Origin of the sequence: Mesorhizobium yinganensis, assembly GCF_040081985.1 — a bacterium.
In the GTDB taxonomy this organism is placed as follows: Bacteria; Pseudomonadota; Alphaproteobacteria; order Rhizobiales; family Rhizobiaceae; genus Kumtagia; species Kumtagia yinganensis.
In genome coordinates, this window is the sequence record NZ_JBEBMH010000005.1 from 135213 (window position 1) to 149376 (window position 14164).

Annotated in this window: 12 protein-coding genes; 5 read left to right on the forward strand and 7 right to left on the reverse strand. The window is 64.5% G+C overall.

Annotated features, from left to right (window positions below; genetic code table 11):
* Window positions 1-32: 32 nt before the first annotated feature.
* From ABMA59_RS12510 to ABMA59_RS12540, 7 genes are all read right to left on the reverse strand, one after another.
* Window positions 33-1019 carry a hypothetical protein gene (locus ABMA59_RS12510; RefSeq protein ID WP_349005692.1) on the reverse strand — a complete coding sequence of 329 codons (987 nt, stop codon included), beginning with the start codon at window positions 1017-1019 and terminating at the stop codon, window positions 33-35.
* Window positions 1020-1167: 148 nt separating this feature from the next.
* Window positions 1168-2040, reverse strand: a complete 873-nt coding sequence (locus ABMA59_RS12515; protein ID WP_349005693.1) for an RDD family protein — start codon at window positions 2038-2040, stop codon at window positions 1168-1170.
* Entirely contained in the window at window positions 2027-3043 is a 1017-nt protein-coding gene (locus tag ABMA59_RS12520; protein ID WP_349005694.1) for a stage II sporulation protein M, read from the reverse strand. The genes ABMA59_RS12515 and ABMA59_RS12520 overlap by 14 nt, the downstream gene beginning before the upstream one ends.
* Window positions 3040-4353 carry a DUF58 domain-containing protein gene (locus ABMA59_RS12525; RefSeq protein WP_349005695.1) on the reverse strand — a complete coding sequence of 438 codons (1314 nt, stop codon included), beginning with the start codon at window positions 4351-4353 and terminating at the stop codon, window positions 3040-3042. Before ABMA59_RS12525 ends, ABMA59_RS12520 begins: the two co-directional genes overlap by 4 nt.
* Window positions 4350-5303 carry an AAA family ATPase gene (locus ABMA59_RS12530; RefSeq protein WP_349005696.1) on the reverse strand — a complete coding sequence of 318 codons (954 nt, stop codon included), beginning with the start codon at window positions 5301-5303 and terminating at the stop codon, window positions 4350-4352. Before ABMA59_RS12530 ends, ABMA59_RS12525 begins: the two co-directional genes overlap by 4 nt.
* On the reverse strand, window positions 5290-6501 hold the full coding sequence (locus ABMA59_RS12535) for a DUF4350 domain-containing protein (RefSeq protein WP_349005697.1): 1212 nt from the start codon (window positions 6499-6501) through the stop codon (window positions 5290-5292). The genes ABMA59_RS12530 and ABMA59_RS12535 overlap by 14 nt, the downstream gene beginning before the upstream one ends.
* Complete coding sequence (locus ABMA59_RS12540) at window positions 6498-7133, reverse strand: DUF4129 domain-containing protein (protein ID WP_349005698.1); 636 nt, start codon at window positions 7131-7133, stop codon at window positions 6498-6500. The genes ABMA59_RS12535 and ABMA59_RS12540 overlap by 4 nt, the downstream gene beginning before the upstream one ends.
* Before the next feature lie 136 nt (window positions 7134-7269).
* Here ABMA59_RS12540 and ABMA59_RS12545 point away from each other — a divergent pair, with 136 nt between their 5' ends.
* The 5 genes from ABMA59_RS12545 (at window position 7270) to nirB (ending at window position 14113) form a co-directional block, all read left to right on the forward strand.
* Window positions 7270-8061, forward strand: a complete 792-nt coding sequence (locus ABMA59_RS12545; RefSeq protein WP_349005699.1) for a glycerophosphoryl diester phosphodiesterase membrane domain-containing protein — start codon at window positions 7270-7272, stop codon at window positions 8059-8061.
* 100 nt (window positions 8062-8161) lie between these two features.
* The gene (locus ABMA59_RS12550; protein WP_349005700.1) at window positions 8162-8764 is read left to right on the forward strand and encodes an ANTAR domain-containing response regulator; all 603 of its coding nucleotides are present in this window, start codon (window positions 8162-8164) and stop codon (window positions 8762-8764) included.
* Window positions 8761-9996, forward strand: coding sequence for a CmpA/NrtA family ABC transporter substrate-binding protein (locus tag ABMA59_RS12555; RefSeq protein WP_349005701.1), 1236 nt, complete (start codon window positions 8761-8763; stop codon window positions 9994-9996). The genes ABMA59_RS12550 and ABMA59_RS12555 overlap by 4 nt, the downstream gene beginning before the upstream one ends.
* Window positions 9997-10344: 348 nt before the next feature.
* The gene (locus ABMA59_RS12560; protein ID WP_349005702.1) at window positions 10345-11646 is read left to right on the forward strand and encodes an MFS transporter; all 1302 of its coding nucleotides are present in this window, start codon (window positions 10345-10347) and stop codon (window positions 11644-11646) included.
* Window positions 11647-11662: 16 nt separating this feature from the next.
* Complete coding sequence (gene nirB / locus ABMA59_RS12565; protein ID WP_349005703.1) at window positions 11663-14113, forward strand: nitrite reductase large subunit NirB; 2451 nt, start codon at window positions 11663-11665, stop codon at window positions 14111-14113.
* The last annotated feature ends 51 nt before the right edge of the window (window positions 14114-14164 follow it).

Below are 14164 nucleotides of genomic sequence, written 5' to 3' on the forward strand. Positions count from 1 at the left end.
ACGGAGCAACGAGACTGACGTCGCATTCCGCCTCACCACAATTCCAGATGCACCAGCGTCGACGGATTGAACACGTTTGCCGGCACCGCGAACTCATATTCGCGGCGGATCTGGCGGGCCAGCTTGCGGTTGCAATACTCGTCGGCGATGCCGATCAGGTTGATGTTGTAGTTCATGCGCCATGACCACCAGGAGGCGTTCTCGACCGGTCGGTCGACGGCGACCGGATCGGTGGCGATGGAATGGCCGATGGCATTAAAGAAGGCCGTGTCATTGGCGAGCCTCTTTTCCATCAGGTCTGGCCGACGCTGCCAGCCGACCGGCTCGATGTGGACGAGCGTCACCTGCGCATCTAGCGCCCGCAGCATGTCGTAAAGCTCGGGATTGATATAGTCGACCTGCTCGATGGAGTGGCGGGTGTAAACCAGGATGTGCTTCTTGTAGGGCCGGAGATAACCGACGTTCGGCGCCCGGTAGTCGCAATTGTGCGAGCGGTAGATGATCTGGCCGTCATGCTCGGCCAGGAGATTGGCGGCGATCTGGCCTTCCTTGGTGTATTCTGCGCCGTGAAAGCGGATCTTGCGGGTCCGGTGGTAACCGAGGCCAATATAGAGCTGGAACAGGTTCGCCGACCAGCCGCTGCCCAGTTCGACGATTGCCTGGGTGTCTGGCCGCACGCATTTCATCAGGTAACGGATCGGGCTGATCGAGGCGACGACGTATTTTCCGACCCGCATGTCCGGATGGTAGAAACCCTCGTTGAATTGCCTCTCCTCGCGCTTGAACAGGTTTTCGGCGAGCGGGCGGATGATGTGGCGCTTGGCGTAGAAGTCGACCGGATTGGCGCGGCCAATCTCGATCTCGCGCAGTTCCGCCATCAGTGATGAGAGGTGGTCGTCGGGGCGCTTCTTGACGAGCGCCTCGATCTTCATGCGGACCTTCTGCCAGCCTTTCTCCTGACTGGCCTTGGTCCGGCCTTCCGGCTTCTCGCTTGCCTCCGTCACCGCGTCGTCGAACATTCCCGCTCCCTGGACCGAGCCTCCGCTGTTCCGGCCCCGCGCGCCGGCGGACCGGAGACTAGGGTTTTCGGGGCAGGAAATCGACCCGGAATGACGGTCCGGTTGTGTCTTTACCTCAGGACGTGGCGCGTGTTTGTCCGACCGAAAGTCAGACGGCTTCGTGCTTGCTGGCGCGGCGCTTTCCCAGCAGCAGCTTGCGTTCGAGATGCGCGCGCAGTTCGGTGTAATAGGCGGTGAGGAAGGGGCGGGCGCGGTAGCCCCGGTAAGGCATGCCGATCTTGTCGCCGATCGCCCTCGCGACCGTCTCGAGAGCCGAGTCGTTGTCGCCGCGAAGAATCTCCTCCAGCTTATGCAACTCGGCGATGCCGTAGACGTCGAGTTGCGCGGGCGTGAAGCGATAGGTGCTGGCGGCGAAATCGGTATGTTTCGTCAGATCGTCGGCCAGCACACGTTTCGGAGCCTCGATCACCCACGTTCCGGCGAGCAGGTCGCCGATGCGCAGCCTGTCGCGATTGAACAGCGGGAACAGGGCAAAGATCAGTGCCCACGCCAGCCCGAACACCGTCGTCAGTGTGTCTGCGAGGCCGGAGCCTGCCTGCGCGACCAACATGGAGAGCGGTAAAAAGACCTCGATCTCGCGCATCAGGTTGCGGGCGATAACCTGGTCGATAGCGAGGCCCGAGCCGTCGCGCGAGGCGACGCGGATGCCCATGATGCGTTTGCCCAGCGTCCGCGCGCTTCTGCCGGCTTCGAAAGCCAGGAAATAGGCGTTGCGCAGGAAGAATATGAGCACGATCCAGACGACGACCACCGGCTCCGATCTGTCGAACCCAAGTCCCCCGAGGCCCATGAAGGCGACGATGGTGATGATGAGGCCGGCCACCATGATGATGACGGCGTCGAGAAGGAAGGCGCTGGCGCGGGTGCCGGCATCGGCCAGCGTCACCTTCAAATCCACACCCTCCGGCGTCACCAGTGGCCGGACGCGGGATATCGCCTCCCGGCGTCTAAGCTTCGCCATCTCGGTCCGCTCGGATCAGGTAGAAATAAACGATCCACAGCGCCAGGAAGCCGCCGCCAATCGCGTAGCGGGCGAAATCGCTGGTGATGGTCTGCCGGCCGAAACCCTCGAGCAGCCCGGCGGCCAGCAGCATGATGGCGACGCCGACCATGGCGCTTGCCGCGACCCGCCCAGCCTTGGCGGCTGCTTTCATGCGCGTGAGTTCACCGGGAAAGGCGATGCGGGTGCCGATGCGCATTCCCGCCGCGCCGGCGATGCAGATGGCGAAAAGCTCGGTGCTGCCGTGGATCACCAGCCAGCCGCCGAGTTCGAAGCCAAGTCCCTTCGACCAATAGACCTGGAACATCGCGCCGAGGATGCAGCCGTTCATCAGGATCAGCAGCACTGTCGGCACCGCTAGCGCGAAGCCGAGCGCGAAGGCGAGAATCGACACCTGGACATTGTGGGTGAAAAGATAGGCGGCGAAGGTGGAGAGATAGCCGCCGCCGGCATCATAGAGGCCCTCGCGCAGCCAGTCGACCGAGGCGTCTGGGCCGCGTCCGCCGGCAAGTGCCGCCGGGATGATGGCGTCGAACCACGTCTTGTCGGAGGCGACCAGTCGGAACGCCGCCACCGCGCCGAGCAGCATCAGGCCAACCGAGACCAGCGTTTCGCGCCAGAGGTCGCGCACCGCGCCCGGCCAGTCGTGAATGAAAAAGGCGGCCATGCGCTCGATCAGGCCGCGCCGCGCGCCGTAGAGGTAGAAATAGCCGCGCAGGCAAAGCGACTCGAGGTAGCCGATCAGGGCGTTGTCGAGCGAGGTTGCGCGCGCCACCGACAGAGACGACAGCGTCGATCGGTAGAGTATGGGGAGCGACAGCAGTTCCTCGTCGGTGAGCGATTTGGGCGCGTGTTTTTCGGCGCGCGTCAGGAGATCGTCGAACGCCTTCCAGTCGGCTTCGCGGTCGGAGCGGAAGCTGGCCAGCGACTGGCGCACGCCGTTAACGGAGACAGGGACGCTCACAACACGTCCCCCCGCTTCAGGTCGAGATAATGCTGGACGAGAGCCGGGCCGAGCCGGCGGTGATCCGCCTCGACGACATGCGCGCCAAGCCGCCTCAATTTGGCTATGACCACCTCGCGCTCGCGCAGAAGCCCGCCGGCGATGACCGAGCGCGCCACGTCCTCTGCTTTCTCCGGCTGCGTGTCGGAGAGCGTTTCCAGTTCCTCGTCCTTCATCAGCATGAACAGCACCATATGCCGCTCGGTCAGCCGCCCGACAGTGCGCAGCATCAGCTCGGCACTGATCGGATCGACGAAGTCGGTGAAGATGACGACCAGCGAGCGCCGGTCGAGCTGGGCCGACAGTGTCGTCAAGGCGAGGGTGAAGTTGGTTTCTTCGTTGGAATAGTCGATCTCGGCGGCGCGTTTCTGGATCAGCGAGAAGCCGGTCGAGCCGCGCACCGCCTTGCCGACGACACGCGGGCGCGCGTCGAAGCTGAACAGGCCGACCATGTCGCCGCCCTTTAGCGCGACGAAGGCGGTGAGCAGCGCCGCCGTGACGGCACGGTCGACTTTCGCCACGCCATCGATCGGCTCGCACATCAGCCGGCCGGAATCGATGGCGAGCACGATGTTGTTGTTCTGCTCGACGCGGAACTCGCGGGCGACCAGCTTGCCGTGGCGGGCGCTGCGCTTCCAGTCGATCATGCGCCGGCCCATGCCGGGCTGGTAATCCTTCAGCGATTCGAATTCTCGGCCCTGGCCGGCGCGGCGCTGTTCCTGCCCGTCGGACAGCGCCTCGCGCTGCAGGAGCCGGATTGCTTCGTCGCGGACGCCGGCGATGTTGGGCAGCACCGCGACCTTGTTGTCGAAAGGCAGGGCGACCTGTTTCCAAACCAGCCCGAAGGGACCGGGCCAGCGCAGCCACAGCCGGTCGAGGCTCGCCATGCCGCGCCGCAGCGCATGGAAATGCAGCTCCAGCGCACCGCCCTCGGGCGTTGGGCGGAGCGTGCCGCCGGCCTCGCCGATCGGTTCGAGCCGCGTGTCGTGCGCCAGCCGGGCTTCGATCTTTGCCGGCAGGCCATTGGTGAAACGCGCGCTGATGAATACGGGAAAACGTCCGCCAATGCCGACCTGCGGGGTCGATTGCAGACTGGCCACCAGCGAGGCGCGGCCGGGTCCGGCGGTGACGTCGACCAGGACGAAGGCCAGCAGCAGGCAGATCCACAGCAGTCCGAGATACCAGACCGACGGCAGCGCCAGTGCCACAAGAAAGGCCGGCACCGCGCCGAGGGCGGCCGCCCAGACCGACCGGCCGCTCGGATAGATCAACGCGGCACCTCCGTTGCGTCGACAAGATCGCCGACGATCTGCTCGACCTCGCGGCCGTCGATCTGCGCGGCGGGCGACAGCACGACGCGATGCCGCAGCGCCGGCACGGCCAGCGTCTTTACGTCGTCGGGGATGACGTAGTTGCGGCCGTCGAGGGCTGCGCGGGCGCGGGCGGCTCTGGCCAGCATCACGCCGGCGCGCGGGCTGGCGCCGACTTCCAGTTCGGCGCTGTCGCGGGTGGCGCGCACCAGTTTTGCGATGTAGCCGATGACCTCGTTGACCAGCGTGACCGACCCCACCGTTGCGATTGCGCCTTGCAGCGCCTCGCCGTCGAGCTGCGGCGCGATGTCGAAGCTTTCGATCTTGTGCGAGCCGCCGCCGCCGTGATGGGCGATGATGGCGCGCTCCTCCTCGATGCCGGGATAGGCGACACGGTGCTTGAACAGGAAGCGGTCGAGCTGCGCCTCGGGCAGCGGGTAGACACCCTGGTGCTCGATCGGGTTCTGGGTGGCGACGACCATGAAGTTGCTGCCCAGCGAGTGCGTGGTGCCGTCGAAGGTGACGGCGTTTTCCTGCATGGCTTCAAGAAGTGCCGCCTGGGTCTTCGGCGGCGTGCGGTTGATTTCGTCGGCGAGCAGCAGGTCGCAGAAGATCGGGCCGCGCGTCAGCGTGAACTGTCCGGTCTGGAAATTGTAGATGTTGGAGCCGACGATGTCGCCGGGCATCAGGTCGGGCGTGAACTGGATGCGGCCATAGGCGATGCCGAGCGCCTGGGCGAAGCAGCGGGCGATCATGGTCTTGGCGGTGCCCGGCGGACCTTCGAGCAATATGTGGCCGCCGGCGAAAAGCGCGGTCAGCATCAGGTCGATCGTGTCGGCCTGGCCGGTGATCGCCTTGGCGACCTCCGCCCTGATGCCGGCGGCGACAGTCTTCACATCATCGACGTTCACGTAAATTCCTCGATATCCATTGATGCAGCCCTCGTGCCGCCGCCGTCAGCGCCGTTTCGTCCGCGGCGCCGCGCAACGCTTCTGCCCGCTTTGCATAGCCGTCCGCTTCTTGCCTGTCGCGGGTCGCCAGCCATTGGTCGAGGGCATCGCCCTGCATGCCGTGCGGGGCACCGAGCAATGCCCCGGCGCGCTGGCGCATCTGTGCGGCGTAGCGTCCGCCGAGCCGGTCGAGCCGTCCGGCCCGGCGCATCAGTGTCGCCGTGGTCTCGACCAGCGCCTTCTTTCCGTAAGGGATCGCCCGCGTCTCCGGCGCGGGTGGACCGAAGCGTCCCAGCCCGTGAAGGACGGCCAGTGCGGCTGCGGCGAGGACGGACAGCGTCAGGGCGAGGAAAGGCGGCTCGATCAGCAGCTTCAGCAGATCGTGCTTGCGGTTCGCGCCGTGCAGCGTGAGGTCGAAGATGACAGGGTCGCTGTTTGGCCGGATCATGTCGATCAGGCCGATCGCCGCCGCTGCCCGTTCCGGGTCCTTCAACGCGGCGTTGTCGAGCAGGTCCGGGTCCGTCAGTACGAAGAACGGCTCGTCCCTGGCCTCGATCAGGACGCCTTTGCCGGGTCCGGCCGAGATCAGCGCGTTATCCGCCGAAGCCCATTGCAGATCCTTGGGAGCAGGGGCAACGAAACGGCCGCCAGAAGCCATGAGGCGATCGACCGTCACCTTGTCCGAGCCGATTTTGGTTTCCAGGAAACGGGCGAGCCACTGATCCACCGTAGCTGCCGAGAGCCGTCCATGCTGCATCTCCCAGCCTTCATGAGAGAGAAGCGGCGAAGTGCTCCATTTCGGCAGGACGAACAGCGTCTCGCTTCCCGAGCGCACTTCCAGGATTTCCTTCAAGGCTTCCGGGTCGCTCTGCGGCGAGATGGTCACGACGACCAGGCTGTCCGAATAGAGTTCATCCAGGCTTCGCGCGGTCTCAGGCTCGTCGTCCAGCAGCGTCATCAGTTCTACGAAGCCGGCGAAGCCGGTTCCGCTTTTCGACAAAGCCGAGGAACCGCCCTGCTGCCCAAGGCGGAAGTCCGGAGCATAGGTGGAGAGGAGGACGAAACCGGCTGCCGCCAGCAGGCTGGCGAGCACGCCCCAGAACACGGTGCGCCGGTTGAACGGGGCCCCCGCTGTTTGGGAAGTTGCCTCGACGCTCACGCCCAGGCATCCTTGAAGGCGAAACGTTCATAGGCGCCGCGTGCTTCCCGCCAGCCCTCGGGGCCGACCGGCTTTTTCGCGAACAGCGCGGCCTCAACGATTGCGGCGATCTGCGAGAAGGCGCCGCGAGCCCGCGACGGCAGGGAAGCCGCGGCGGCGATGTCGCGGGCCGTCAGCGACGGACGCAGGAAATCCGGCAGGCGGGTGGAGATGTCTTCTACGCTGCGTTGCAGGAGCAGATGCACCGCCTCGTCATACTGCCCTGCCTCGGCCAGCGCATCGGCCTCCGAAAGCAGGATTTGCGCCTTCGCTACGTCCGGGTGCCAGGTTTCCTGCGGTTCTCGCTCGACGGCATCGCGTTGCCAAGGGAAGCGCCAGGCGACACCCCTCAGTTCAAGGACGATCAGCAGCAGGATCACCGCCGCGCCGGCGATGACGGCAGTCCAGAACATGTAGATGAAGTACGGTGCCAGCCACCGAAAGACATCGACCAGCGGTTCCAGCCATTCAGGCGGCTTGGGCGGCATATAGGCGGGCAGGTCGAATTGGATCGAACCGTCGGCGAGCAATTCCCGATGGGCCTCGGCCAGCCGCCCGGCCGTTCCCTCCAGAGTTGCCTCGGTCTGATCCATGAATGCTCCGCGCGACCGCTGCAATCACTGACAATCTTGTCTGAAAAATGCAAGCAAGGCTGGACGAAGTGTAGCAAGATTGGCAACCTTACGTGGAAACGCAGCCGGGCGGATGCTGCAAAAGGGAGAGGGCGACATGACCATGGCAAGTTACGACCGGCCGGCGGCATTCCGCATCGGCCGGGTGTTCGGTGACACGTTCAGCGTGCTCGGCCGCAATTTTGGCCTCTGCATCGGGCTGGCGGCGATTTTTTCCGGCATTCCAAGCTTTCTCTATCAGCTCTGGACGCAGGGGCAGGTCGAGGCCACGCTTGCGGCCGCTGAAGGCGGCGTACCGCCGCAGTTCGATCCGTCTTCTATCGGTACCGGTCTCGGCGCATTCCTGATCTATATGGTACTTGCCTCCATCCTCCAGTCAGCCTTGGTGCGTGCGACGATCGAGGATCTGAACGGCAAGCAGCCTACGTTCAGCGACAGCATAAGCAGGGCAATCTCGGTGCTTCTGCCGATCATAGGGCTGTCGATTCTCGTTTATCTGGGTCTCATGATCGGCTTCATGTTGCTGGTGATCCCGGGCATCTACCTGCTGCTTCGCTGGTCGGTTGCGATCCCGGTCCTGGTTCAGGAACGGCGCGGCGTGCTGGACAGCATGTCGCGCAGCGCGACCCTGACGAAGGGCAATCGCTGGCGCATCCTCGGTCTCATCGTAATTTTCTACATCGCGCTGATCGTGCTGCAACTGGCTGTGACCCTTGTGGTCGGCGTTGCCGCGACGCTCACGGGAGGACTGATCGGGGCGGTACTGTTTGCGCTGGTCTCTGCTTTGTCGACGATCCTGATCTCGATTGCCGTCGCGGTTACTTATGTCGAACTGCGCTACGTCAAGGAAGGCGCCGACGTCAGGGAACTCGCGGAGATATTCGCCTAACTTTTCGTCCGCCATGGATACAAGCGCTGGCCTCGCATCGCTGAGGCCAGCCATCACAAATGCCGCATTGCACAATCGTTGGCGCCGCGCAAAATGCGGCATGGCCCCATCGTCCCTCGCCATATTGGTCATCGACGAGAACCGTATCCGCGCCGCGATCATCGAGGCGGGGCTGCGCGAGGCCGGCCATGACGACGTGACGTTGGTGCATGACGTTGCCGGCATCGTCCGGCGCATCGCCGAGATCAACCCCGACGTCATCGTCATCGACCTGGAAAACCCCAACCGCGACATGCTGGAGAACATGTTCCAGCTTTCGCGCGCGGTGAAACGGCCGATCGCCATGTTCGTCGACCGATCCGATAGCGCTTCGATCGAAGCGGCGATCGATGCCGGCGTGTCGGCCTACATCGTCGACGGGCTGAAGCGCGAGCGCGTCAAGCCGATCCTCGACCTTGCCATAAGCCGCTTCAACGCTTTTTCGCGATTGTCGCGCGAACTGGAGGATGCGCGCAATGAACTCGAGGACCGAAAGGTCATCGACAGGGCGAAGGGCATCCTGATGAAGTCGCGCGGGATGCCGGAGGCGGAAGCCTATGCGCTGCTGCGCAAGACGGCGATGAACCAGAACCGCAGGATCGGCGAGATCGCGCGCAGCCTGGTCACTGCCGCCGGGCTGTTGGGGCCGGGAGACGACGCATGACGGCCGCCCACCAGATCGCCGCCGGATTCCTGCCGCTGCTCGACAGCGCTCTGCTGGTCGCCGCGCGGGAAAGGGGTTTTGCCGAGTCCGAAGGCGTAGAACTCACGCTGGTGCGCGAAACGTCGTGGGCCAATATCCGCGACCGCCTCGCTGTCGGCCATTTCCAGGTTGCGCATATGCTGGCACCGATGCCGATTGCCTGCAATCTCGGGCTGACGCCGCTTGCCGCTCGCACCGTGGCACCGATGGCGCTGGGGCTGGGCGGCAATGCGGTGACGGTCTCCAACGCGCTTTGGCAGGCCATGGCGGTTCATGGAGCGACCGATGACCTGGCGCCGCGCTCGGTCGGCGCCGCGCTGAAGAAGGTGGTTGCGGAGCGGTCTCGCGCGGGCAGGCCGTCGCCGCGCTTTGCCGTGGTGCATCCGCATTCGGGACACAACTACGAACTCCGCTACTGGCTTGCCGGCTGCGGCGTCGATCCTGAGCGCGACGTCGAGATCGTCATCGTGCCGCCGCCGCTGATGGCGGATGCGCTGGGTTCGGGCGCGATCGACGGCTATTGCGTCGGCGAACCGTGGAACACTGCTGCCGTCATCCTCGGCCACGGCCACATCGCAACGGTCAAGGCGGCGATATGGCGCTCCAGCCCGGAAAAGGTGCTCGGCGTCGCGCAATCCTGGGCGGAGGCCAGGCCGGAGGCGCTGGCAGCGCTGTTGCGCGCGCTATACCGAGCGGCGCAATGGTGCGCCGATCCCGCCAACCGTATCGAACTGTCGGGAATGCTGGCGTCGCCTGCCTATGTCGGCCGGCCGGCCGAATGGATGCTGCCGGCTCTGTCGGGCCGGCTGCTCACCAGTCCCGAAACCACGGTCGACGTCGCGGACTTCTTTGTGCCTCTGGCAAAGGCGGCAACCTTTCCGTGGAAAAGTCACGCGCTGTGGTTCTACAGCCAGATGGCGCGCTGGGGGCAAGTCGAGCACAGCGCTGCCACTGCTGCGATCGCCCGCGAAACATACAGGCCGGACCTCTACCGCGAGGCGCTGAAACCGCTCGGCGTAGCGCTGCCCGGCGCCAACGCCAAGGTGGAAGGCGCTTTGAGGGCGGAGATACCTGTCGGCTCGGCCGGCGCCAGCCTGACGCTTGAGCCGGACGGTTTCTTCGACGGAAGCCTGTTCGATCCTGACCAGCTCGACGCCTACATCGCTGCGCAGCGTCGGTCTGACGTGTCATGATCATCGAGCAGGCAAGTTTGTGCGCCGCACAATAAATGGGCAATCCGATGGGCAAATGACTATCGTTTGACCGCTTATGCCGAATTCGGCCGAACCGATATCTATCCATAAATAGCTGAAAACGAATGACTTATTTCTGATCGTACGAACTGGCACGGTTCGTGCTTCGATATTAACGAGGCCCTCGGGCCAAAAATATCGGCGTCCAATGGCGGGCGTCTCCCAGGCAAAGCTGCCGCTCAAGTCGAAACGCGATCCCGGACTTCCGGAGGCGAAGACTTGGCCGGCGGCTTTTTTGTTTTCGCGATCCAGCCGGCGTGGCCCGCACGCCGCCCAACGGAGCCGACAATGACAGAAACTTTCCCAGCCGCGCCAAGCCAGGACAAAGCCTCGGCACGGGCGCTTGCCATGTCCACCATCGCGTTCACCGTTTGCTTCGCCGTGTGGACCATCTTTTCGATCATCGGCGTGCGCATCAAGCAGGAACTCGGCCTCAGCGAAACGCAGTTCGGTCTGCTGGTCGGCACGCCGATCCTCACCGGATCGCTGGTGCGCATCGTGCTCGGCGTCTGGACCGACCGTTTCGGCGGGCGCCTCGTCTACACCGCAACGATGCTGGCCGCGGCAATCGCGACTTTCCTGCTCGCCTTCGCGCAGACCTACGCGCAGATGCTGGTTGCGGCCCTCGGGGTCGGACTGGCCGGCGGCTCCTTCGCGGTCGGTGTCGCCTATGTCTCACGTTTCTTCCCGGCAGGGAAGCAGGGAACGGCGCTCGGCATCTTCGGCGTCGGCAATGTCGGCGCGGCGGTGACGAAGTTTTTGGCGCCCTTCGTGCTGCTGGCCTGGGGCTGGCAGGACGTCGCCGTGATCTGGGCTTGCGTGCTTGCCTTCATGGCCCTGATCTTCTGGTTCGGCACCGAGGACGACCCGGTGATCCGGGCGCGCCGGGCCGGCGCAAATCGCGTCGCAAAGAGTTTCTGGCAGGAATTCGCGCCGCTGAAGAATCTGCAGGTCTGGCGCTTCGGCCTCTACTACTTCTTCGTCTTCGGCGGCTTTGTGGCGCTGGCGCTGTGGCTGCCGCGCTACCTGATCGGCGTCTACGGCTTCGACATCGCCACCGCTGGCATGATCGGCGCCGCTTATTCGATCCCGGCCTCGATTTTCCGCGCCTATGGCGGCGTGCTATCCGACCGGCTCGGTGCACGCACCGTTCTCTACTGGACTTTCGTCGTGTCGGCGGTGTGCTGCGCGGTGCTGGCGCTGCCGACTACCGACTATACGGTGCGTGGCATCGATGGCCCGATCGCCTTCCACTTCGAAATCGGCTGGCTGGCGTTCATCGCCATTGCCTTTGTGCTGGGCTTCTTCATGGCGATCGGCAAGGCCGCCGTCTACAAGCACATTCCCGTCTATTATCCCGACAGCGTCGGCGCCGTCGGCGGTCTCGTCGGCATGATCGGCGGCCTCGGCGGCTTCGTGCTGCCGATCGCCTTCGGCGCGCTCAACGACCTGACCGGCGTCTGGTCGAGCTGCTTCATGCTGCTGTTCGTGGTCGTGGCGGCCTGCCTCGCCTGGATGCACGCTGCGATCCTGCGGATGAACCGCGATGCCACGGCGCGCGCGCCGTCGCTCGTCGCGGCGGCCGAGTGAACCAGGAGGCCGCGACATGACCGAAAAACTCGTCATCATCGGCAATGGCATGGCACCGGGCAGGATGCTGGAGCACCTGCTGGAGGCCGCGCCCGACCGCTACCAGGTCACCATCTTCAACGCCGAACCGCGCGTCAATTACGACCGCATCATGCTGTCGCCGGTGCTGTCCGGGGAGAAGGACTTTGAGCAGATCGTCATCCATGGCGACGGCTGGTACATCAAACACGGCATCACGCTCTACAAGGGCCACAGGATCGTTTCCATCGACCGCGAGGCGAAGACGGTCACCTCCGACCACGGCGTGACCGAGAGCTACGACCGGCTGGTGATCGCCACCGGTTCAGTGCCCTTCATCATCCCTGTGCCGGGCAAGGATCTGCCCGGCGTGCTCAGCTACCGAGACCTCGACGACGTCAACGCCATGCTGCTCGCGGCCCAGTCCCGGGCAAAAGCGGTGGTGATCGGCGGTGGGCTTCTCGGACTTGAGGCCGCGGCCGGCCTCAGGGAACGCGGCATGGAGGTCACCGTGCTGCATGTCATGCCGACCCTGATGGAGCGGCAACTCGATCCCGCGGCCGGCTACCTGTTGCAGAAGGCGGTCGAGGCGCGCGGCATCAAGGTGATCACCAAGGCCAACACCAAGGCGATCGTCGGCGATGGCAAGGTCGAAGGCGTGGAACTTGCCGACGGCATGATCATCCCGGCGACGCTGGTGGTGATGGCCGTCGGCATCCGGCCGAACGTGGCGCTCGCCAAGGAAGCCGGACTGGGGGTCAATCGCGGCATCGTCACCGACGACCGCATGCGGACCTCCGACCCGACGATCTTCGCGCTCGGCGAATGTGCCGAGGTCGGCGGCCATGTCTACGGCCTCGTCGCGCCTCTCTATGAGATGGCCCGTGTCGCGGCCGCATTTCTGGCCGAAGCCGAAGACAAACGCTTCGTTCATTCCGATACGCCGACCAAGCTGAAGGTCACCGGCATCGACCTCTATTCCATCGGCGATTTCGCCGATGGGGAAGACCGCGAGGAGATCATTTTACGCGACGCCTCGGCCGGCATCTACAAGCGGCTGATCCTGCAGGACAACAGGATCATCGGCACCGTGCTGTTCGGAGAGACCGGCGACGGCTCCTGGTTCAACGACCTGAAGAGGAAGCAGACCGATATTTCGGAGATGCGCGATACGCTGATCTTCGGGCAGGCATTCCAGGGGGGTGCCTCCGCGGACCCTCTGGCGGCCGTTGCGGCACTGGCGGATGATGCGGAAATCTGCGGCTGCAACGGCGTCTGCAAAGGAAAGATCACCAGCACGATCACCGATAAGGGTCTGACCGGCCTCGACGATGTCCGCGCCCACACCAAGGCCTCTGCTTCCTGTGGCTCCTGCACCGGCCTCGTCGAGCAGTTGCTGAAGCTGACGCTCGGCGACGGCTACAGCCCCGCCACCGTGCAGCCCATGTGCGGCTGCACCACGCTCGGCCACGATGACGTACGCCGGCTGATCAAGGCGAAAGGCTTGAAGACTATCCCCGCCGTCATGCAGGAGTTGCAATGGAAGACCTCCTGCGGATGCGCCAAATGCCGGCCGGCACTCAACTACTATCTCGTCGCAGACTGGCCGGACGAATATGCCGACGACTACCAGTCGCGGTTCATCAACGAGCGCGTCCACGCAAACATCCAGAAGGACGGCACCTATTCCGTCGTGCCGCGCATGTGGGGCGGCATGACCTCGTCGAAGGAGCTTCGCGCCATCGCCGATGTCGTCGACAAGTTCGCGATACCGGCGGTGAAAGTCACCGGCGGCCAACGCATCGACATGCTGGGCATCCGCAAGCAGGACCTGCCGGCGGTCTGGGCCGATCTCGGCAAGGCCGGCTTCGTCTCGGGCCAGGCCTACGCCAAGGGGCTGCGAACGGTGAAGACCTGCGTCGGCACCGATTGGTGCCGGTTCGGCACGCAGGATTCGACAGGGTTGGGCATCCGCATCGAAAAGTTCATGTGGGGCTCGTGGACGCCGGCCAAGGTGAAGATGGCGGTGTCCGGCTGCCCGCGCAACTGCGCGGAGGCGACCTGCAAGGACGTCGGTGTGATCTGCGTGGATTCGGGCTACGAGATCCATTTCGCGGGTGCGGCCGGCCTCGACATCAAGGGCACCGAGGTTCTGGGCCTGGTGAAGAGCGAGGACGAGGCGCTGGAGGTCATCGTCGCGCTGACGCAGATGTACCGCGAGCAGGCGCGCTATCTCGAGCGTATCTACAAATGGGCGAAGCGCATAGGCACGGCTGAGATCAAGCGGCAGATCCTCGACGATGTCGAAAGGCGGAAAGCCTACTACGAGCGCTTCGTCTTCAGCCAAAAATTCGCGCAGGTCGACCCCTGGTCGGAGCGCGTCTCCGGCAAGGACAAGCACGAATTCCAGCCGCTGGCGACGGTCGGTTTTGCAGAGGCGGCGGAGTGATCTCGTCCGTGAGAACAACAAACCGGCCGGTGCCCCGCGACAAGAGAGAAA

Coding starts and splice junctions, on each gene's coding strand:
- nirB (WP_349005703.1), top strand. CDS start 11,663: ATGACCGAAAAACTCGTCATCATCGGCAATGGCATGGCACCGGGCAGG.
- ABMA59_RS12515 (WP_349005693.1), bottom strand. CDS start 2,040: ATGGCGAAGCTTAGACGCCGGGAGGCGATATCCCGCGTCCGGCCACTG.
- ABMA59_RS12540 (WP_349005698.1), bottom strand. CDS start 7,133: ATGGATCAGACCGAGGCAACTCTGGAGGGAACGGCCGGGCGGCTGGCC.
- ABMA59_RS12510 (WP_349005692.1), bottom strand. CDS start 1,019: ATGTTCGACGACGCGGTGACGGAGGCAAGCGAGAAGCCGGAAGGCCGG.
- ABMA59_RS12560 (WP_349005702.1), top strand. CDS start 10,345: ATGACAGAAACTTTCCCAGCCGCGCCAAGCCAGGACAAAGCCTCGGCA.
- ABMA59_RS12555 (WP_349005701.1), top strand. CDS start 8,761: ATGACGGCCGCCCACCAGATCGCCGCCGGATTCCTGCCGCTGCTCGAC.
- ABMA59_RS12550 (WP_349005700.1), top strand. CDS start 8,162: ATGGCCCCATCGTCCCTCGCCATATTGGTCATCGACGAGAACCGTATC.
- ABMA59_RS12545 (WP_349005699.1), top strand. CDS start 7,270: ATGACCATGGCAAGTTACGACCGGCCGGCGGCATTCCGCATCGGCCGG.